Genomic DNA, 20409 nt, shown 5'->3' on the forward strand with positions numbered 1-20409 from the left:
TGCGCTGCTGCCCGGTCGTGGGGCCGGCGACGGGTAGCATGACCGCGTGCCAGTTCATTCCAGTGGATCCGTCCCCGCCGCCCGCGCGCTGTCCCGCCGGCGCGTCGCCGCGGCCCTGCTCGTCCCGGTCGTGCTGCTCGGCGCGGCCGGGTGCGGCAAGAGCGAGGCCTCGTCGGACCAGACGTCGTCCGCCTCCGCCCCGAGCAGCGCGAGCCCCGAGGCGAGCGAGTCGACCAGCCAGGCCCCGGCGACGATCATCGACAACCTCGACCAGATCGACGTCGAGGGCGAGCCCGGGCAGGCGCCGACGGTCAGCGCCTCCTGGCCGCTCGGCGTGAACGAGACGATGAGCAAGGTCCTCGTGCCCGGCGACGGCGCCGAGGTCACCGAGGGCGGCTCCGTCGAGGTCAACTACCACGGCGTCGACGGGCGCACCGGCGACGTCTTCGACGAGAGCTACAGCTCCGGCAAGACCGCCACCTTCTCGCTCGGCCAGGTCATCGCCGGCTTCTCCAAGGGACTGACCGGCAAGCACGTGGGCGACCGCGTGCTCCTCGGCGTCACCGGCGCCGACGGCTACGACTCCTCCGGCGGCGCGTCGAGCGCGGGCATCGAGGTGGGCGACTCGCTCTTCTTCGTCGTCGACATCGTCTCGACGACGCTGACCGCCCCGTCCGGCGACACCGTCCCCGTCGACGACCCGAACCTGCCCGCCGTCACCTGGGACAACGGCGTCAACAACCCGTCGGTGTCGATCCCGTCCGGCGTCGACGCCCCGGGCGAGCTCAAGGTGCAGCCCCTCATCAAGGGCAACGGCGCGCAGATCGCCGACGCCGGCGCGACGGTCACCGTCAACTACCTCGAGGTGGCCTACTCCGACGGGCACGTCATCGACTCGACCTACGGCGACGGCAACCCGACCCCGCAGAGCGGCGCCCTCGGCTCGCTCATCGACGGCTGGCAGCAGGGCCTCGTCGGCCAGACCGTCGGCAGCCGGGTGCTGCTCGTCGTGCCCGGCTCGCTGGCCTATCCGAACGGCAACGCGAGCCCCGCGATCGACCCGAACGCGACCCTCGTCTTCGTCGTCGACATCCTGTACCAGCAGACCTCCTCCTGAGCCGGGGTCCGCGCGCGGCCGGTCGGGCGGTGCGCACGGGTCAGCCCACGACCGACGGGGGAGGGGTCCACGGCCTCGCCAGCGCCCCGTCGTGGAGCGGCCCGGCGCCCCCGTCCCCGGCGTCCAGCAGCTGCGCCAGCAGGGCGCGGGGGCTCTCGGCGGGAGGCAGGCCGCACGAGTCCGACAGGAGCCGGAAGACCCGCCCGGCGTCCGTGCCGGCCGCCTCCAGACGCCCGAGCGTCACCGCCCCGTCGCGCTTGGCCAGGCGCCGGCCCTCGCTGTTCACGACGAGACCGACGTGGGCGTACTCCGGCGCCCGGGCGCCGAGGCGCTCGGCGAGCCAGGCCTGGCGAGGGGCCGAGGGGAGCAGATCGGCGTCCCTCGTCACCTGGGTGACGCCCTGGAGCGCGTCGTCGACGACGACCGCCAGGTTGTAGGCGGGCGTCCCGTCGTTGCGCTGCAGGACGAAGTCGTCCACCTCGGCGGTGACCTCGCCCGCGAAACGGTCGTGGATCGTCCGGACCGCCCCGCCCGCCCTGACCCGCAGGGCCGCCGGACGAACCGCACGCCGGGCCGCGCGCTCGACCCCGGACAGCCCCGCGCAGGTGCCGGGGTAGGGGCGCCACTGCCCGTGCGGGGCGCTGGAGGCCTCGGCGATCTCGCGGCGCGTGCAGTAGCACTCGTAGCGGTCCAGCCCGGACGTCGCGTCCCGGTACAGGTCCAGTCGCTCGCTCTGGCGCACGACCGGCCCGTCCCAGTCCAGGCCGATGGCCTCCAGATCGCGCAGCTGCCGGTCGGCGACCCCCGGGGCGGCCGCGGCCCGGGCACGGTCGAGGTCCTCGATGCGCACGATGAAGTCCAGCCCGTCCGCGCGGGCGAACAGCCACGCCAGCAGGGCGGTGCGTAGATTGCCCAGGTGCAGGTCGGAGGTCGGCGAGGGGGCGAAACGGCCCGCCCCGCCGCGGCGGGATGCGTCCACCCGTTCATCGTGGCACGACGCTGGTAGCGTTCGGACCGTGGCGCAACGAACATCCGAGAGGCTCCTCAACCTGACGATCGCCCTGCTCAGCGCCCGTCACTGGGTGACCAAGGGGCAGCTGCGCGAGCTCGTCACCGACTACCGCCGGATGAGCCCGGTCAACTTCAACCGCACCTTCGAGCGCGACAAGGAGGCCCTCCGCGCCCTCGGCGTGCCGATAGCGACGGGCAGCGACGAGGCCTTCTTCGAGGACGAGCCCGGCTACCGGATCACCCGCCGCGACTTCGAGCTGCCCCCGGTCGACTTCGACGCGGACGAGCTGTCCGCCCTGGCGCTCGCCTCTCGCGTCTGGCGCGAGGCGAGCGCCGCGGACGACACGATCAGCGCCATCGCGAAGCTCCGCGCCGCCGGCGCCCAGGTCGACTCGCGGCGCTTCGAGGCCCTCGCCCCGCGCATCAGCGCGAGCGAACCGGCCTTCGACGTGTGCTGGCAGGCCACCCTCGACCGCACCCGCATCGCCTTCCGCTACCGGGGGGCCGACGAGCTGCGCACCGTCCAGCCGTGGCGCCTCGTCTGGCGGCGCGGCAGCTGGTACCTGCTCGGCCTGGACGAGGGCAGGGACGCCCCGCGCATGTTCAAGCTCGGCCGCATCAGCTCCGGGCCCACGACGGTCGGCGCCCCCGGCGCCTTCACCGTCCCCGCCGACGTCGACCTGGGCGGGCTCTCGCGCTCCTTGGAGCCCGCCGGCCCCGACGCCAGCGCCCTCGTCGCCGTGCGCGCCGGCTTCCAGCCCGCGCTGACCAGGCGCGGAAACCCCGCCGCCGGGCCCGGGGGCCTCGCCCTGCCCGAGGACTTCGCCTGCTGGCGGATCGAGTACTCGTCCCGTGAGGACATCGCCGCGCAGCTCGCCGCCGCCGGGCCCGACGCCGTCGTCCTCGAGCCCGCCGAGCTGCGCGCCGAGGTCGTGCGCCTGCTCCGGATCAGCGCGAGGAGGCCGGCATGAGCACGAGTGCGGAGCAGGTCCAGCGCATGCTCGTCGAGGTCCCCTACCTCATGACCAACCCCGGCATCGGCGTCGACGAGGCCGCCGAGGCCTTCGGCATCACCCCCGCGCAGCTCGGCAGGGACCTCCAGGCCCTGTGGATGTGCGGTCTGCCCGGCCAGGGCGGGGGAGACCTCATCGAGATCGACATGGACGCCGTCGAGGACAGCGGCGTCATCCGACTGGGCAACGCCGACTACCTCTCCCGCCCCATGCGCTTCACCCCCGACGAGGCGACGAGCCTCGTCGTCGCCCTCGAGGCCGTCGCCGAGCTCGCCACCGGGGAGCTGTCCGAGGCCGCGACCCGGGCCCGGCGCACCCTCGAGGACCTCGTTGCCGGCGCACCGGCCGACCGCGTCGAGCTGCGCCTCTCCACGGGCGACGACGCCGTGCGCGCCGGCCTCCGCCGGGCCATCGGGACGGGCTCGCGGGTGCGCCTCGTCTACGACAACGCCAGCCGCGGCAGGACGACGCGCCCGCTCGTCGACCCGGCCGTCATCGAGACGCGCGGGGGCATCGCCTACCTCCACGCGTGGTCGTCCGGCCGGGAGACGGACGGGGACGCCCCCGGGGGCACGGGCGGCGCCCGGCCCGGCTGGCGCACCTACCGGCTCGACCGCATCACCGGGGTCGAGGAGACCGGCGAACCGGCCGCCGACCACGGCGAGGCGCCCGTCCAGCGGCCATGGTTCGACGACGCCCAGCAGACCGTCACCCTCGACCTGGCCGCCCCGGCCCGCTGGATCGTCGAGTACTGCCCCACGACGAGCGTCACCGAGCTGGCGGACGGGGCCGTGCGGGTCGTCCTGCCGGTCGGAGACCCGGGCTGGGTGAGTGGGCTGCTACTGCGCCTGGGCGACCGGGTGCTCGCCGTCGAGCCCGCCGCGGCGGCCGAGGGGGCGCGCGAGCGCGCCCTGGCCGGGCTGGAGCTGAACCGAGAGCTCTTTGGTGAATCCGCGTACTCTGGCTGACAGGCACTGCGGGCGGCTGGGCGCCGCCTGGACCGGTGCCGATGACACGAGCGGCGTCGACGTCGGCGACCGCACAGCACCCGTCGGCGCCGCCGGCGGTCCCTCTTCAAGGAGACACGACAATGAATCTCGGCTGGCAGGAACTCCTCATCCTCTTGGGAATCGTCATCCTGCTCTTCGGCGGCACCAGGCTGGCCGGTCTCGGTCGGGCCTCCGGCAAGGCCATCCGCGAGTTCAAGGAGGAGACCGAGGGGCTCAACGCCACGAAGGGGCCCGGGGGCGCGGCCGCCGTGACGCCGGCCCCCGACGAGGAGCAGCCGGCCCGGCCCGCCGAGCAGTCCTCGCCGCCCGAGACCCCCGAGGGCGAGGCCACGAACCGGGCCGCAGAGGGCGCCTGAGGCCCCCGGGCGCGACATGGCCACCACGATCGACCAGGGGCGGGCCGACTCCGGGCGCGCCGGGCGTCGGCGGCGCCACATCCTGCCCGAGTCCTGGCGCCCCCCTGAGATCTCCGAGGACGGCTCGATGGAGCTCGTCGACCATCTCCGCGAGCTGCGCTACCGCATCCTCGTGTCGATCGTCGCCGTCGTCGTCGCCGCCCTGGCCTGCTTCATCTTCTTCGACCCCCTCGTCGCGGTCTTCTTCCACCCGATCAACACCGCGATCGACGCCTACCGGGCGAGCAACCCCGACGCTCAGGTGGCCATCACCACCTCGAACATCACCGGCGGCTTCACGCTGTGGATGAAGATCCCCGTCGTCGCCGGGTTCATCCTCTCGTGCCCGGTGTGGCTCTACCAGCTGTGGCGCTTCATCGCCCCAGGCCTGCTCGCCAACGAGCGCCGGGCCGCGCTGAGCTTCCTCGGACCGTCCATCCCGCTGTTCCTCGCCGGGGTCGTGCTCGGCTACTGGATCTGCCCCAAGGGATTCACCGTCCTGCTGCAGTTCAACCCCTCGGGCGTCACCAACCTCAACGACGCCAACGAGTTCCTCACCTTCGAGATGACCCTGCTGCTCGTCTTCGGCCTGAGCTTCCTGCTGCCGGTCGTGCTCGTCATGCTCGACCGCCTCGGCATCATCACCGGCGCCGGGCTGGCCAAGTACCGCACCGTCGCCGTCTTCGGTTGCTTCCTCTTCGCGGCCGTGGCGACGCCCTCGACGGACCCGATCTCGATGTCCGTCCTCGCGCTGCCCATGTCGGCCCTCTACGTCATCGCCGAGATCCTCTGCAAGCGCAACGACCGGCGCCGGGCCGCGCGGCTCGACGCAGCAGGGGACGCCGGCCCCTCGGGGGGCTGAGCCCGGCCCGCAGGTCTCAGCCGGTCTCCCGGTCCAGGTCGAACCAGCTGCTCGTGAACCGGGCGAAACCGTCCTCGGCGTTCGACGGGGCGATCCAGTCCGCGACCCGGCGCGTGTCGGCGCAGCCGTTGCCCATCGCCACGCCCACGCCGGCGCGCTCGACCATCCCCGTGTCGTTCTCCGCGTCGCCGAAGGCCATGACGGCCCCCGTCCCGAGCCCGAGGGCCTCCGCCAGGCGGTCCAGGCCGAGGGTCTTGTCGACGCCGGGGGCCATGAACTCGATGAGATTCGGTCCGGTCCTGACGCCGACCACCCGCGGGTCCTCCCAGCGGGCCGTGCGCTCGACGAGCAGGTCCATCCGGGCCGGGTCGCAGAAGATGTGGAGCTTGGCCTGCGGGACGTCGAGGAGGCGCCCGAAGTCGGGCTCCTCGCGGACCGTCACGCGCGCCCAGGCGACCATCTCGTCCATGAGCCCGGTGACCTCCGGGGTTAGGAAGACGCCGTCCTCGACGATCGAGAAGGCCACGGGCAGGTCGGCGAAGAAGGCCATGACCTCGCGGAACAGCCCCGCCTCGACGAAGTGGCCGCGGCGCACCCGGCCGGTGCGCAGGTCCTGGAACTCCGAGCCGTTCATGCCCGAGACGAAGTCGACGAGCTCCGTGATGCCCCACTGCGCCATGAGGCGCCCGATCGAGACGAGGTCGCGGCCCGAGGCGATGCAGAAGGGGACGCCCGCCGCGTGCAGGGCCTCCAGCGCGGCGCGGGTGCGCTCGCTCACCCAGGACGTCGGGTCGAGCAGGGTGCCGTCCAGATCGGACATGACGGCGCGGATCGCGCCGCGCTCGACGGCCGGCGGCAGGCCGCCCGGGGAGAACTCCACTGCGCTCACCACCCGATCCTCTCACGGCCCGACTCCCGGGGAGCCCGGACGGCACCCGGGTTCCCGGGACGGCCCGGCGCGCCCGGGGACCCGGCCGGCGGCGCGCCGCCCGCCGTGCCGCGGGCCGCCGACGGCGCCCTCTACGCTGGATGCCGTGAGTGACGAGCGGACCAGCCGACCCCGGAGCCCCGGCCGCAGCGAGCGCCTCGACGCGTTCATGGCCGGCTACGACTTCGACTTCGACCCGTTCCAGCTCGAGGCCTGCGCCGCCCTCGACGCCGGACACGGCGTGCTCGTCGCCGCGCCCACGGGCTCCGGCAAGACGGTCGTCGGCGAGTACGCCTGCCACGCCGCCCTCGCCGAGGGCCGCCGCTGCTTCTACACCACGCCCATCAAGGCCCTGAGCAACCAGAAGTACCACGACCTGGTGGCCCGCCACGGCGCCGGGAGCGTCGGCCTGCTCACCGGCGACGTCTCCGTCAACGGCGACGCGCCCCTCGTCGTCATGACCACCGAGGTGCTGCGCAACATGCTCTACGCGGACTCGCGCTCCCTCGACGCCCTCGGCCACGTCGTCCTCGACGAGGTGCACTACCTGTCGGACCGCTTCCGGGGCGCCGTCTGGGAGGAGGTCATCCTCGGCCTGGCGCCGTCGGTCCAGATCGTCTCGCTGTCGGCCACCGTGAGCAACGCCGAGGAGTTCGGGCAGTGGCTCGACACCGTCCGGGGGCACGTCGACGTCATCGTCTGGGAGCGGCGGCCGGTGCCGCTGCAGCAGCACGTCATGGCCGGACGCGAGATCCACGACCTCTTCGACGGCGACCACCGGGTCAACCCGCGCCTGGTGCAGCTGGCCCGCGAGGAGGCCCGTCAGATGCGCGATGACTCGCGCCGGCCCCGCGGACGCTCCGGCCGCGGCAGGCGGCGCGTCGCCTACGGCTCCGGCCGGTTCGGCGGGGGCGCCAGCGGCGAGTACGTCGCCCGGCACTCCCGCCGGGGATCCCCGACGCCCAGCCGCTCGGCGGTCGTCGTCGCGCTCCAGCGCGCCGGGCTGCTGCCCGCCATCTGCTTCGTCTTCAGCCGCTCCGGTTGCGACGCCGCCGTGCGCCAGCTGGTCCGTTCCGGCATCCGCCTCACGAGCCGCGAGGAGGCCGCCGAGCTCGAGCGCATCGCCCGCCGCCGCGGCGCCGGGCTGGACGGGGACGACCGCCGCGCCCTCGGCTGGGACGGCTTCGTCGAGGCCCTGCGCCGCGGCGTCGCGGCCCACCACGCCGGCCTCCTGCCGGTCCTCAAGGAGATCGTCGAGGAGGCCTTCACCCGGGGGCTGCTCAAAGTCATCTTCGCCACCGAGACGCTCGCGCTGGGCATCAACATGCCCGCCCGCACCGTCGTCCTCGAGCGCCTCGTCAAGTACAACGGTCAGACCCACGCCGACATCACGCCGGGGGAGTACACCCAGCTCACCGGCCGCGCGGGCCGTCGCGGCATCGACACCCAGGGCCACGCCGTCGTGCTGTGGCAGCCGGGCATGGACCCGCGCGCCGTCGCCGGCCTGGCCAGCACGCGCACCTACCCGCTGCGCTCCAGCTTCGCGCCGAACTACAACATGGCCGTCAACCTCGTGCACGGCGTCGGCAGGGCCCGGGCCCGCGCCCTGCTCGAGCAGAGCTTCGCCCAGTTCCAGACCGATCGGCGCGTCGTGGAGCTCTCGCGCCGCGACGACGACGTCACCGAGCAGATCGGGCGCGCCTGGGCCGAAGCGGCCTGCGACAGGGGCGACATCGCCGAGTACGCCCGCATGCGCGAACGCGTGGGCGGGCTGGAGAAGGAGATCTCGCGCACCCGCAGGCGGGACCGGCGCGCCGAGATCGACGACTCCCTCGAACGCCTCGCCCCCGGCGACCTCTGCTGGTCCCACGGCGAACGCCACGACGGCTGGATCCTCGTCGTCGCCCCGGGCGGCCGCGGCCCCGACGGGCCGGGCCCGCTCGTCATGACGGCCGGGCACCGGCTCGTGCGGCTGCGCGCCCGCGACGTCGCCGCGCCGCTCGTCGCCACGAGCAGGGTGCGCGTGCCCAGACGCTTCGACCGCCACAGCGCCGCGGACCGCCGGGCGCTGGCCCGCTCCTTCGACGCCCGCACCGCCGAGCTCGACGAACGGCCCCGTGCCACGTCCGCGCCTCGGCCCGATGCCGAGCTGACGGCCGAGGTCGAGCGGCTGCGCGCCGGGCTCGCGGGCCACCCGTGCCACGACTGCCCCGACCGCGAACTGCACGCCCGGGCCGCCGAGCGGGCGCTGCGCCTGGAGCGCTCCGTCGCGGGGGCCGGCCGGCGCGCCGGCGAGGCCCGCAGCTCCATCGCCGCCCGCTTCGACCGCATCTGCGCCGTCCTCGACTCGCTCGGCTACCTCGACCCCGGGCACCCCGACGAGATCACGCCCGCCGGCGCCCTGCTCTCCCGCATCTACGGCGAGCTCGACCTCGTGATCGCCGAGGCCGTCCGGGCCGGCGCGCTGGCCGACCTGCCGGTCCCCGCGCTGGCCGCCGTGCTCAGCACCCTCGTCCACGAGCCCCGCCCGGGTTCGGGCCGGCCGGCGCGCAGGATGCCCGACGAGGCCTCCGAGAACGCCCAGCGCGCGCTGCGCGACGTCTGGCGTCGGGTGGGCCTGGTCGAGCGCGACAACCGCGTCGAACGGTCCCGCCCCCTCGACATGGGCTTCGCCGAACCGGTCTTCGAGTGGGCCCGCGGCGCCGGCCTGGCGGAGGTGCTCGACGGGGCCGAGCTGACGGCCGGCGACTTCGTGCGCTGGACCCGCCAGGTCATCGACCTGGCCGACCAGCTCGCGAACGCCCCGGGCGTCGGCGCGCTCGGCCCGGCCGGGCTCGTCGCCTCCTGCCGGGGCGTGGTCGGCGCGCTGCGCCGCGACATCGTCGACGTCGACCGGAGCGGCCTGGGCTGACGGGGCCCCGCGGGGCTGGCAGGAGCCGGCCCGGCGGGCCAGAATGGGCCCATGATCGCGATCACTGTCAAGTGGGACGTCAAGCCCGAGTATTCCGCCGACTTCATGGAGCTGACCAGGGAGTTCACCGAGGCCTGCCGTGCCGAGCCCGGCTGCCTGTGGTTCGAGTGGGCCAGGTCCGTCGAGACCCCCGACCAGTACATCCTCGTCGAGGCCTACCGGGACGCGGCGGCCGGCAAGGAGCACGTCGAGTCCGAGCACTTCCGCACGGCCATGGCCACCCAGGGCCAGTACGCGGCCCGCCGCCCGCAGGTCGTCTCCGTCTCCACCGAGCAGCAGGGATGGGCCCCGCTCGGCGAGATCATCATGCCGGACCAGTGAGCCCCGGGGCCGGCGGCCGGGCGCGCCGCGCCCGTCCACGGCCCCGCTAGGCTGTGCCCATGACCGTGGCAATCCGAGTGATCCCCTGCCTCGACGTCACCGACGGGCGCGTGGTCAAGGGCGTGAACTTCACCGATCTGCGCGACGCCGGCGATCCCGTCGAGCTGGCCGGGGTCTACAGTGCCGCCGGCGCCGACGAGCTCACCTTCCTCGACATCTCGGCCAGCTCGCGGGGCCGCGCGACGACGCGCGGGATGGTCACCCGGTGCGCCTCGACGGTCTTCATCCCGCTCACCGTCGGCGGGGGGGTGCGCGGCGTCGACGACGTCGACGCTCTCCTGCGCTGCGGCGCCGACAAGGTGAGCATCAACACCGGGGCCATCGCCGGGCCCGAGGTGATCGACGAGATCACCGGGCGCTTCGGCGACCAGGTGCTCGTCCTGAGCCTCGACGCCCGCCGCGAGGTCGGCATGCCGTCCGGCTACGGCGTCACCACCCACGGCGGACGGCACTCGGCCGGTCTGGACGCCATCGAGTGGGCGAGGGAGGCCGTCGCCCGCGGCTGCGGCGAGGTGCTCCTCAACTCGATGGACGCCGACGGCACCCGGGACGGCTTCGACACCGAGATGACCTCCGCCGTCCGGGAGGCCGTCGACGTGCCGCTCATCGCCTCCGGCGGAGCCGGCCGGGCCTCCGACTTCGTCGAGGCGGTGCGCGCCGGGGCCGACGCCGTTCTGGCCGCCTCCGTCTTCCACTACGGCGTGCTCACCATCGAGCAGGTCAAGCAGGAGCTCGATCGGGCCGGTTTCCCCGTCCGCCTGTGAGCCGGCTCCGATGAGTCCGCACCGCCCGCGCCGGGTCCGGCGCCTGCCCGGCGCGCTGCGACTGGTGGCCCGCGCCCTGCCCGCCTGGCTGCTCGGCCTGCTCCTCGTGCCCCGCCTCGGGCACGGATCGACGAGCCCCTGGGACGCGCCGATGGGCTACGGGCACGCCCTGTGGTTCGGCGCGCACGCCCTGCTGCGCTTCGCCGAGACCTACGAGACGGTCGACCCGGTCTCGGGCATGGTCTTCCCGCTGACCGGGGTGGGGGCGGCCCTCGGCACCGTCATGGGTCTGGGCTCGTGGTTCGGATGGCAGATCCTGCTCATCGGCGTCGATGCCGTCGCCGTGACCTGGCTGGTCCAGCGGGCGTTCGGGCTCCTCTCCGGCGGGCCCTTCGACGACGGGCGCCGCGCCGACGGCGGGGCGGTCTGCCTCGTCGCCCTCGCCGCCACGGCGCTGCTCTCCCCGGTGCGGACCGCTCTCGTCCAGGGAAGCCCCGATCCGCTCTGCCTCGCCCTGGTCGTCTCGGCACTGCAGCCCGCCGTCCCACGCGGACGCTCCGATGCCGAGCCCTCGGGGCGCCCCCGCACGGAGCTCCTGAGGAGCTCCCGCGCCTGGGCCGCGGCGCGGCTCGGGGTGGCGGCGGCCGTCTGGCTGTGGCCCCTCGTACTGGGCGTGCCGCCGACCGTCGCGCGCGTCGTGCGCCGCCGCGCCCACCGGGGAGGGCAGTGGGCCCTCGCCCCCGCCGAACGGCTGGGGGCCGTCTCGCTCGCCTGCTTCGCGCTTCTGACCGCCTGCGGCTTCCTCGTCCTGCCCTGGGACAGCACCGACTTCTGGGCGATGCTCGTGAGGGGTCGTATCGGCGGCGCCCTGCTCGACCCGTCCTGCGGGGGCGCGCTGGGGACGGCCGGCCGGATCCTCGGCGTCACCGCGGGCCTCGTCGCCTGCGCGCTCGCCGCGGACCGGCTTCGCCGGCGCGACCCGGTCATGGCGCTGGCCTGGACGCTCGCCGGGCTGGTCCTCGCCGTCCCCGGCCATTGGGCCGGGCAGGGTCTCCCCGCCCTCGCCGCAGGGATCTGCGCGGCGGCCGCCCTGCGCGCCCGCTCGTCGGCCGGGACGCCGGCCTGCGCCGCCGTGCTCTGTTGGGCCGGGTGGATCGCGCTGTGGCCCCTCGGGCCGGACGCCGGGGCCGTCGGCGCGCTCCTCGGCCCGCTCCTCGGCCTCGCGGCGGTCGCGACCGGGGCGTTCACCGTCCGGCGGGGCGCCGGGCCCCAGCCGGGCGCGCCCCCGCGACGGTCATTGCGTGGACGGCGCGTGTCAGCAGGCGGACGGATCGTGCAATAATGACCGCGTGCCCGGACGTCGAATTCTCGTACTCGCCTAGCGCTTCGTTCATCCCGACGGAGCGCTCCCTCGTGTGCCAGCAGGCAGCGGGGGTTTTTTGTTAGTCCGAATCCGCGCCACGCCCCGCGCCCACGGTCGGGGCGAAGGGCACCGCCCGGTGGGCCGCCGGCCCGCCGAACGAGAACCCGCACTGGAAGCACGGGGTGGGCCGAGAGACCCACGGGCCGAGAAGGAGGACGCCATGGCAGGCGAACCGAAACCGCGCGAGACGCACGCGGTTGAGCTCACCGGCGCGCAAGCGCTGCTGAAGTCCCTTGAGAGGCTCGGGGTCGACACGGTGTTCGGGCTTCCCGGCGGGGCGATCCTGCCCCTGTACGATCCGCTGTTCGACTCCGACATCCGCCACGTGCTGGTCCGGCACGAGCAGGCGGCCGGCCACGCGGCCGAGGGCTACGCCGTCGCGACCGGCAGGGTCGGCGTCTGCATCGCCACCTCCGGCCCCGGCGCCACGAACCTCGTGACCCCCATCGGCGACGCCTACATGGACTCGGTCCCGCTCATCGCCATCACCGGTCAGGTGAAGTCGACCTCCATCGGCACCGACGCCTTCCAGGAGGCCGACATCCGGGGCATCACGACCCCGATCACCAAGCACAACTACCTCATCACGTGCGCCGAGGAGATCCCCGCCGCGCTGGCAGAGGCCTACCACATCGCACGCACGGGCCGCCCCGGCCCGGTGCTCGTCGACGTCGCCGGCGATGCGCTGCGCGAGGTCGTGCCCTTCGTGTGGCCCGAGAAGATCGTGCTGCCCGGCTACAAGCCCACCGTGACCCCCCACGCCCGGCAGATGGCGTCCGCGGCGCACGTGCTCGCCGGGGCGGAGCGCCCCGTGCTCGTCGCCGGCGGCGGCATCATCCGCGCGAAGGCCGCCAAGGAGCTCGCCGCCTTCGTCCAGGCCACCGGGATCCCGGTCGCCACGACGCTCACCGCCAAGGGCGTCCTCCCGAGCGGCGATCCGCTCAACCTGGGCATGCCCGGCATGCACGGCACCGTCGCAGCGGTCGGGGCCATCCAGCGGGCGGACGTCGTGCTCGCCGTCGGCATGCGCTTCGACGACCGCGTCACGGGCGAGTTGACGACCTTCGCGCCGCACGCCACCGTGATCCACGCCGACATCGACCCGGCCGAGATCGGCAAGAACGTCGACGCCGACGTGCCGATCGTCGGCGACGCCCGGAAGGTGCTCGCCGGCCTCACCGCCCGGCTGGAGGACAAGAAGCTCCAGGACCTCACCCCGTGGCACGACTACCTGCAGGGCCTGAAGGACCGCTACCAGGTGGGCAGGGAGCGCTCGGCCGACGGCGTGCTCGCCCCCCAGTGGGTGGTCAGGCGCATCGGCGAGCAGTTCGGCCCCGAGGCCATCTACACCACCGGCGTCGGGCAGCACCAGATGTGGGCCGCTCATCTGCTGCCGATCGACCAGCCCAACCACTTCCTGACCAGCGGAGGCGCCGGCACGATGGGCTACTGCGTGCCCGCCGCGATGGGCGCCCAGGTGGGCCGCCCCGGCGCCGTCGTCGTCGGCGTCGACGGCGACGGGAGCTTCCAGATGACCGACCAGGAGATCGTCACCTGCGCCCTGAACCGCATCCCGGTGAAGATCGCGGTGATCAACAACAACACGCTCGGCATGGTGCGCCAGTGGCAGTCGCTGTTCTACAACGAGCGCTACTCCAACACCGACCTGCACTCGGACCAGCTGCCGGACATCCCGAAGCTGGCCGAGGCCATGGGCGCGGTCGGTCTGCGAGCCGCCACCGAGGACGAGGTCGACGAGGTCCTCGCCCGGGCGGCCGAGATCAATGACAGGCCCGTCGTCATGGAGTTCGTCTGCGAGAAGGACGCCATGGTCTGGCCGATGGTCCCTGCCGGCACGAGCAACGACGACATCAGGATCGCGCGCGACATGGCGCCGAACTGGGGAGAGGACGAGCTGTGAGGACCCATACGCTCAGTGTTCTGGTGAGCAACAAGCCCGGCGTGCTCGCGCGCGTCTCGGGCCTCATCTCCAGGCGCGGATTCAACATCGACTCCTTGGCCGTGGGCACCACCGAGCGCCCCGAGGTCTCCCGCATGACGATCGTCATGGCCGTCGACGACGAGCGCGTCATCGAGCAGGTCGTCAAGCAGCTGAACAAGCTCATCGAGGTCTACAAGATCGTCGAGCTCGAGGACAACGCGGTGAACCTCGAGATGCTGCTGGTCAAGGTCAGCTGCACCGACTCGAACCGCGCGTCCGTGATCGACATCACCAATCTGTTCCGCGGACACATCATCGACGTGAGCCCGGAGTCTGTGACCATTGAGGTCACCGGGGGGCAGCAGAAGATCGCCTCCTTCAGCACGATGGTCAGTCCCTACGGCATCATCGAGATGGTGCAGTCGGGCCAGGTCGCCCTGAGCCGTGGGAACAAGAGCATCAACGAGAAGAAGCGTCCCGCCTTGGCCAGGCACAACGGCTGACCGCGGGGAACCACAGGAATCAGGAGTAGCAATGGCAGAAATGTTTCATGAGGACGACGCCGATCTGTCGGTGATCCAGTCGAGGACCGTGGCGGTCATCGGATACGGCTCGCAGGGCCACGCCCACGCGCTCAACCTGCGCGACTCGGGCGTCAACGTCGTCGTCGGCCTGCGCGAGGGCTCGAAGTCCGTCGCCAGGGCCGAGGAGGCCGGCCTCACCGTCAAGTCGGTCGAGGACGCCGTCAAGGAGGGCGACGTCGTCGTCATCCTCGCCCCCGACCAGGTGCAGGCGACGCTCTACAAGGAGCAGATCGAGCCGAACCTCAGGCCCGGTGCCGCTCTGCTGTTCGCGCACGGTTTCAACATCCACTACGGCTACATCAAGCCCGCCGCCGACCACGACGTCATCATGGTCGCCCCCAAGGGCCCCGGTCACACCGTGCGCCGCGAGTTCGAGGCGGGGCGCGGCGTCCCGGTCCTCGTGTGCGTCGAGCAGGACGCCTCCGGCCAGGCCTGGCCGCTCGTCCTGTCGTACGCCAAGGCCATCGGCGGGCTGCGCGCCGGCGCCATCAGGACGACCTTCCGCGAGGAGACCGAGACCGACCTGTTCGGCGAGCAGGACGTGCTGTGCGGCGGCCTGTCCAAGCTGATCCAGACCGGTTTCGAGGTGCTCGTCGAGGCCGGCTACCAGCCCGAGATGGCCTACTTCGAGGTCTGCCACGAGATGAAGCTCATCGTCGACCTCATCAACGAGGGCGGCATCTCCAAGCAGCGCTGGTCGTGCTCCGACACCGCCGAGTACGGCGACTACGTCTCGGGCCCGCGCGTCATCGGCCCCGAGGTCAAGGAGCACATGAAGGAGGTCCTCAAGGACATCCAGGACGGCACCTTCGCCAAGCGCTTCATGGACGACCAGGCCGCCGGCGCACCGGAGTTCAAGAGGCTCCGCGCCGAGGGCGAGGCCCACCCGATCGAGGCCGTCGGCAAGCAGATCCGTTCGCTCTTCAGCTGGAGCGAGGAGGTCGACAAGGACTACACCGAGGGCTCCGTCGCGCGTTGAGTCCGCATCCGGGCGGTGGAGCGCCCATCCGGCGGAAGGGGCCGCACCCGAGTGGGGCGGCCCCTTCCGCGTCGGGCAGCGCGTTGGCGCCGGCGTGGTCGTGGGCCGCGGCTCAGGCGCCTTCCAGGGCGAGGACGGCCTGGGCGGTGGGCACGTCCGTCACGAGGGCCGACACGAGCCCGCCGCGCAGACAGCCCAGGATCGCCGGGGCCTTGCCGCGCCCCCAGGCCACCGCGATGACGGTCGGGATGCCCTTCAGCCGTTCGAAGGGCACGGCGAGCAGCCGTTGGCAGAAGCGCGAGTCCACGTGGTGGCCCCGCCCGTCGACGTGGTGCCCGCAGATGTGGCCCACCGCGCCGGCCCGCAGCAGCTCGTCGTGCTCGGCGGGCGTGATGCAGTTGTCGAAGATGACGCCGTCGTCCGTGCGCGTCGTGGCGCCGATGCCGGTGAGCATGACGTCGGCGTGCCCGGCCATGGTCAGCGTCATCGACACCACCTCCTCGCGCCGCAGCGCTGCGGCGACCCTGGGGGAGCGGACGACCAGTGGCGCCGGGAGCAGCCGGTAGGACGCCCCGAGGTGCTGGGCGAGTTCGCGGCAGATCTCGGGGGAGTCCACCGAGTTGTTCTCGCGGGCGATCGTGCCGATGGACTGGACGATGGTCGCGTTCGGCCGGTGCAGTGGGCTCATCGCGTGCACGACGGCGGGCACCGAGTGCCCGTTCGTCATGCCGAGCACGCAGTCGGAGCCGATGGCCTCGCCGAGCAGGCCTGCGGCCAGGCGGGCCGCGTCGGAGGCGTCCTGCTCGGCGTCCTCGACCGAGATGCGCACTTGGGCGAGCCCGAACGAGTCGGTGAGCGCCCGCTCGAGCTCGAAGGCCCGTTCGAGCGGGTGCCCGACGGAGAACTTGATGACGCCGAGCTCGCGCGCCTGCTTGAGCAGCCGGGAGACCATCGAGCGGGAGTAGCCGATCTCGGCGGCGATGTCGGCCTGACTGCGGTCGTCGACCCAGTAGGCGCGGGCCACCTGCAGCAGCAGGGGGAGCTGATCCCGGTCGACCATCGTCTCCTCGCGAACGCGCACCCATGACGGATGGGCTCTGTTGGAAGGCTGTTCTCAGCGGCCAAGTCTAGGCGGTGCGGGCCGCGACGTCGTGGACGCTCCCGTCCCCAGCTCCTCTCGCGACGTCGCCTCCACGGATCCGGCCCCACGATCCGGCGCCGCCGGTGGTGCTGGGAGGCCGGCTCCTCGGGCACGGCCGGCCGCGGATCGCATCACCCCTGCCCGACCGCCGCCGTACGGGCCCGACCCACGGTCCCACCGAACATCACCGAGGACCGCAGCGCAGGCGTTCAGCCCGAGACCCCGGAGGGGGTCTCGGGCATTCACCAGCCGCGCCCCCGACCACGATTCCGGGAGGATTGTTCAAGACCCCATCCCGTGAGCCCTCTGACCAGGGGCCTTGCTCGTCATCGCCTGAGACTTGGATGGGCCTCCGGGCGCTCCTGCCCCTTTGGAGGCTCTTCATGATCGGGGGTGTGGGTGGGGTCTGAACCCTCTGGCCTCGAGGAGGGATCTGGTGATGTGGTGGGTGGGGTTGCGGAAGCCTGGGGCGGTGCCGCGGGGGTGTTCGAGTCGGCCGTTGATCGTTTCGGTGGGGCCGTTGCTGGTGCCGTGGTGGTCGAGGAACGCGGGGGTGTCATCGCGGCGTTTGGTCAGGGTGCGGCTGGTCAGGGTGCGGCCGAGCTTGCAGGCCTCGACCGGGCTGGTGGGGAGTCCGACTGGTACTCGACGTCGAACAGGATCTTCACGACGTCACGTATCGCTGGGATGTCCCAGAACTCGGCGTGGACGCCCGTCTGGGAGGGCGTCTGAGCCAAGACGGCCTTGGGTTCTTCCTTCTGGGCGCGGGTGAGTTTCGCCGCGTTCTGGTTCCCCGCGTGCCCGGTCAGGACCGAGCACATCCGCATGGCCTGCCACTCGGGCGTGTTCAGTGGTCTGTGTAAGCCTTCGTTGAAGGACTGATACTGATGACTGTGACTGATGAGATGACTGGTCGCTCTGGTGGGCGCAGCGTGGTCGAGGACCTTGCTGCTTCTGGTGGCCTGGACGAGCTGTTTGAGCGGATCGATTCCGGCCAGGTGGAGCTGACGGGCAGCGACGGGCTGTTGCCGGCGCTGCTCAAGGAGACCCTCGAGCGCGGGTTGGCCGCCGAGCTGACCGAGCACCTTGGCTATGAGAAGGGCGAGCCCACCGCGGTGGCCCGTGGCAACGCGCGCAACGGCACCACGGCCAAGACCATCAGCTCCGAGGTCGGCTCGTTCGAGATCGAGGTTCCCCGCGACCGGGCGGGGTCGTTCACGCCCCGCTTGGTCAGGAAGGGGCAGCGGCGAATGGACGGGCTGGACGCGATGATCATCAGCCTGTACGCGGGCGGGATGACGGTGCGCGAGATCCGCCACCACCTGGACTCCACGCTCGGGGTGGAACTATCCGCCGGGACGATCAGCAAGATCACCGATGCCGTGTGCGACGCCGTCCTCGAGTGGCAGGACCGGCCGCTGGAGGAGTTCTACCCGGTGATCTACCTCGACGCGATCCGCGTCAAGATCCGCGACCAGGGGCGGGTGTCCAACCGGGCGGCCCATATCGCAGTCGGGGTGGACATGGAAGGCATCAAGCACGTCCTGGGGATCTGGGTGCAGGCCGACGAGGGCGCTTCCTTCTGGGCGCATGTGTGCGCCGAGCTCGCCAACAGGGGCGTGAATGACGTGCTCATCGTGTGCTGCGACGGGCTGACGGGCCTGGCCGAGGCCGTCGAGGCGACCTGGCCCGACTCGGTGGTCCAGACCTGCGTGGTGCACCTGATCCGCTCCTCCATGCGGTTCGTGGCCTACCAGGATCGCAAGAGGGTCGCCGCCGCCCTCAAGCCGGTCTGCACCGCCGCCAGCGAGGACGCCGCTTCATCCGCTCTGGCCGAGTTCGCGGCCTCGCCGCTGGGGGCCCGCTACCCCGACACGGTGGGAGTGTGGGAGAGGGCGTGGGAGCGGTTCACGCCGTTCCTGGCGTTCCCGCCGGCCTTGCGCCGCGTCATCTACACGACCAACAGTATCGAGTCGCTGAACTACCAACTCCGCAAGGTCTCCAAGAACCGGGGACACTTCCCCAACGACACCGCCGCCGTGAAACTACTGTGGCTGGCGATCTGCAACATCGAGGACAAACGCGCTCTCGAACGCGAACGAGACCGAGGCAAACCCGCCGGCAAGCGCAGGGCCAAGCCCCGCCTCGTCGAGGGCCAGACCACCACCAACTGGAAACAAGCCCTCGCCCAGCTGACCACCGCCTACCCAGACCGCATCAACCCCTACCTCTAACCAACCCCGCTTACACAAAAACATTGACAGGCTCAGGTCGCAAGGTCCTACGGGCTGGCCCCGCAGACCGTGGGCAACTGGGTCGCGAAATGGCGCACAGAGCACCCAGAACCCGGGACGGAGAATTCCTCGAGCGAGGAGAACACCGGAGGCCACGGCGATTGAAAGCGGAACTCCGCGAGGCCCGGACAGAGACCGAACCCCCTGGAAGAAAGCGGCGGCCTTCTTCGTCCAGGAATCCCGGTGAGCGTCAAGCATGGATTCATCCGCAGCGAGGAAGGCAACCACCCCCGTCCGGCCCCGTGCGCCCGGTGGGGTGGAAGCATCCCAGATCCGGGTACTACGCCTGGCGCGACCGACCCCTGTCAGCAACAGCCAGAAGGAGACAGGACCTGACCATCATCATCGCCGGTTCTTCGCCGGCCCCGACCAGACCCTGCGACCACCAGCCGCATCCGGGCCGGGCCCGCCCGCCACGGAATCCAAGCCAGCACGCCAGAGCATCCGGAAGATCATGGCCACCAACGCCCATGACCCCCTTGCAGGCCCAGGAAAAAGACCCGCCACCACGGCCCCGGGCCGCGGACCTTCCGGGCCGACCGGGACAGACCCCCACAGGAACCACGCCGCCAACGCGCCAGCGGTGACATGGGTGGGCGACATCACCTACATCCCGACATGGCAAAGAGGTTCGCCTCATCTGGCCACGGTCACGGGGCTGCATCCGGCAAGAAGGATCATCGGCTACACCCGTGGCCGGTCACACGCCGCACCCGGGCCGATCAGCCAGGCCCCGGCCCGCGGCAGCCAGGGTCTGCCCACCGGTCCGAGGCGCCACAGCGTCTCCGTTCCGACAGAGGATCCCAGGACACCCCGGACCGGGTACGCGAAAATCATGGCCGACCACGAGATCCTTCCATCAGTGGGACGGACCGGCATCTGCCACACACAACGCGGCGGCCGACCCCTGTCAACGGCACCCTGAAGACAGGTACCCGTGAACCGCAAGGTCCACCCGACCAGAACCCACCCGAATCCGGGACGTGACATCCCGGATCGAACTGAGATACAATCACAAACGACCCCACTCAGTGATCTATGGCTGACATGAAACGAAACCGTATTTTTCGTGGATTTCCTGTGCTGTTCCGGATACGATCGGGACATGCAGGTTGAGGTCGCCCCGGAGGAGACCGCTGTCCTGGTCGGGTGGAGGAGGCGTTCCGACAATCATGTGTTGGTGCGGATGAAAGCAGAAGAGATTCTGTACGCCTCCCGTGGCGTCGACGTGGGCATCATCGCTGAAATGGTCAAACGGGCCGAGAGGACGGTGCAGGAATGGCTGGCCGGCTGGCAGGCCACCAGGATGTGCTCGGTCCTGACCGGCCATGCGGGGAACCAGAACGCGGCGAAACTCACCCGCGACCAGAAACAAGAACTCAAGAAAATCTTCGCCCAGCCGCCCTCCCAGGCGGGCGTCCACGCCGAGTTCTGGGACGTCCCAGCGATACGTGAGGTCGTGAAGATCCTGTTCGACGTGGAATACCAGTCGGATTCTTCGTACCGGCTGCTCCTGCGCTTCTGCGGGCTGAGCCTCGAACTGCCCGACCCGTTCGACGAGCACCGCAACGAGAAAGCCATCACCAGACGCATG

The 20409-nt window shown here is 71.9% G+C and carries 18 protein-coding genes and 1 pseudogene; 14 read left to right on the forward strand and 5 right to left on the reverse strand.

Going from position 1 to position 20409, the window contains the following annotated elements:
- Positions 1–46 precede the first annotated feature (46 nt).
- Positions 47–1117: an FKBP-type peptidyl-prolyl cis-trans isomerase gene (locus K336_RS0110110; RefSeq protein WP_028706953.1), complete on the forward strand. Its 1071-nt coding sequence runs from the start codon at positions 47–49 to the stop codon at positions 1115–1117.
- A gap of 40 nt (positions 1118–1157) precedes the next feature.
- Here K336_RS0110110 and gluQRS read toward each other — a convergent pair whose 3' ends face one another.
- Positions 1158–2096, reverse strand: a complete 939-nt coding sequence (gene gluQRS, locus K336_RS15885; protein WP_081660759.1) for a tRNA glutamyl-Q(34) synthetase GluQRS — start codon at positions 2094–2096, stop codon at positions 1158–1160.
- Positions 2097–2133: 37 nt separating this feature from the next.
- Here gluQRS and K336_RS0110120 point away from each other — a divergent pair, with 37 nt between their 5' ends.
- From K336_RS0110120 to tatC, 4 genes are all read left to right on the forward strand, one after another.
- On the forward strand, positions 2134–3099 hold the full coding sequence (locus tag K336_RS0110120; RefSeq protein ID WP_028706954.1) for a helix-turn-helix transcriptional regulator: 966 nt from the start codon (positions 2134–2136) through the stop codon (positions 3097–3099).
- Positions 3096–4109: a helix-turn-helix transcriptional regulator gene (locus tag K336_RS15890; protein ID WP_021798958.1), complete on the forward strand. Its 1014-nt coding sequence runs from the start codon at positions 3096–3098 to the stop codon at positions 4107–4109. Before K336_RS0110120 ends, K336_RS15890 begins: the two co-directional genes overlap by 4 nt.
- A gap of 122 nt (positions 4110–4231) precedes the next feature.
- Complete coding sequence (locus tag K336_RS15895; protein ID WP_021798953.1) at positions 4232–4507, forward strand: twin-arginine translocase TatA/TatE family subunit; 276 nt, start codon at positions 4232–4234, stop codon at positions 4505–4507.
- A 16-nt stretch (positions 4508–4523) separates the two neighbouring features.
- Positions 4524–5408, forward strand: coding sequence for a twin-arginine translocase subunit TatC (gene tatC, locus K336_RS15900; RefSeq protein WP_021798962.1), 885 nt, complete (start codon positions 4524–4526; stop codon positions 5406–5408).
- A 16-nt stretch (positions 5409–5424) separates the two neighbouring features.
- Here the strand turns inward: tatC and K336_RS0110140 are convergent, their stop codons facing one another.
- Entirely contained in the window at positions 5425–6297 is an 873-nt protein-coding gene (locus K336_RS0110140; RefSeq protein ID WP_123825821.1) for an HAD-IIB family hydrolase, read from the reverse strand.
- A 208-nt stretch (positions 6298–6505) separates the two neighbouring features.
- Between K336_RS0110140 and K336_RS0110145 the strand changes: the two genes are divergently transcribed.
- The 7 genes from K336_RS0110145 to ilvC all read left to right on the forward strand — a co-directional run bounded on the left by K336_RS0110145 (position 6506) and on the right by ilvC (position 15380).
- On the forward strand, positions 6506–9247 hold the full coding sequence (locus K336_RS0110145; protein WP_028706956.1) for a DEAD/DEAH box helicase: 2742 nt from the start codon (positions 6506–6508) through the stop codon (positions 9245–9247).
- A 51-nt stretch (positions 9248–9298) separates the two neighbouring features.
- Positions 9299–9628 carry a putative quinol monooxygenase gene (locus K336_RS0110150; protein WP_021798065.1) on the forward strand — a complete coding sequence of 110 codons (330 nt, stop codon included), beginning with the start codon at positions 9299–9301 and terminating at the stop codon, positions 9626–9628.
- A 59-nt stretch (positions 9629–9687) separates the two neighbouring features.
- A complete protein-coding gene (gene hisF, locus K336_RS0110155) occupies positions 9688–10452 on the forward strand; it encodes an imidazole glycerol phosphate synthase subunit HisF (protein ID WP_028706957.1) in 765 nt (254 codons plus the stop codon).
- Between the two features lie 10 nt (positions 10453–10462).
- Entirely contained in the window at positions 10463–11794 is a 1332-nt protein-coding gene (locus K336_RS17125) for a glycosyltransferase 87 family protein (protein WP_028706958.1), read from the forward strand.
- Between the two features lie 241 nt (positions 11795–12035).
- Positions 12036–13796 carry an acetolactate synthase large subunit gene (locus tag K336_RS0110165; protein ID WP_028706959.1) on the forward strand — a complete coding sequence of 587 codons (1761 nt, stop codon included), beginning with the start codon at positions 12036–12038 and terminating at the stop codon, positions 13794–13796.
- The gene (gene ilvN / locus K336_RS0110170; RefSeq protein WP_021796434.1) at positions 13793–14320 is read left to right on the forward strand and encodes an acetolactate synthase small subunit; all 528 of its coding nucleotides are present in this window, start codon (positions 13793–13795) and stop codon (positions 14318–14320) included. The genes K336_RS0110165 and ilvN overlap by 4 nt, the downstream gene beginning before the upstream one ends.
- A gap of 31 nt (positions 14321–14351) precedes the next feature.
- Positions 14352–15380, forward strand: coding sequence for a ketol-acid reductoisomerase (gene ilvC / locus K336_RS0110175; RefSeq protein WP_028706960.1), 1029 nt, complete (start codon positions 14352–14354; stop codon positions 15378–15380).
- Between the two features lie 112 nt (positions 15381–15492).
- Here the strand turns inward: ilvC and K336_RS0110180 are convergent, their stop codons facing one another.
- The 3 genes and pseudogenes from K336_RS0110180 to K336_RS17130 form a co-directional block, all read right to left on the reverse strand.
- Complete coding sequence (locus tag K336_RS0110180) at positions 15493–16440, reverse strand: sugar-binding transcriptional regulator (protein ID WP_028706961.1); 948 nt, start codon at positions 16438–16440, stop codon at positions 15493–15495.
- A gap of 462 nt (positions 16441–16902) precedes the next feature.
- Positions 16903–17157, reverse strand: a pseudogene (locus K336_RS17825) (transposase); the annotation flags it as partial.
- Positions 17109–17342 (reverse strand): hypothetical protein, encoded by a 234-nt coding sequence (locus tag K336_RS17130; protein WP_155945059.1) that lies wholly within the window; start codon positions 17340–17342, stop codon positions 17109–17111. The gene K336_RS17130 and the pseudogene K336_RS17825, both read right to left, overlap by 49 nt.
- A 66-nt stretch (positions 17343–17408) precedes the next feature.
- On the opposite strand from K336_RS17130, the gene K336_RS0110195 reads away from it, so the two are divergent.
- Together K336_RS0110195 and K336_RS15915 are read left to right on the forward strand one after the other, a co-directional pair.
- A complete protein-coding gene (locus K336_RS0110195) occupies positions 17409–18755 on the forward strand; it encodes an IS256 family transposase (protein WP_459166157.1) in 1347 nt (448 codons plus the stop codon).
- A gap of 1165 nt (positions 18756–19920) precedes the next feature.
- The coding region (locus K336_RS15915; protein WP_028706964.1) for a hypothetical protein at positions 19921–20409 on the forward strand (489 nt) is incomplete at its 3' end.

The organism is Propionibacterium acidifaciens DSM 21887 (assembly GCF_000426605.1).
Taxonomy (GTDB): Bacteria; Actinomycetota; Actinomycetes; order Propionibacteriales; family Propionibacteriaceae; genus Propionibacterium; species Propionibacterium acidifaciens.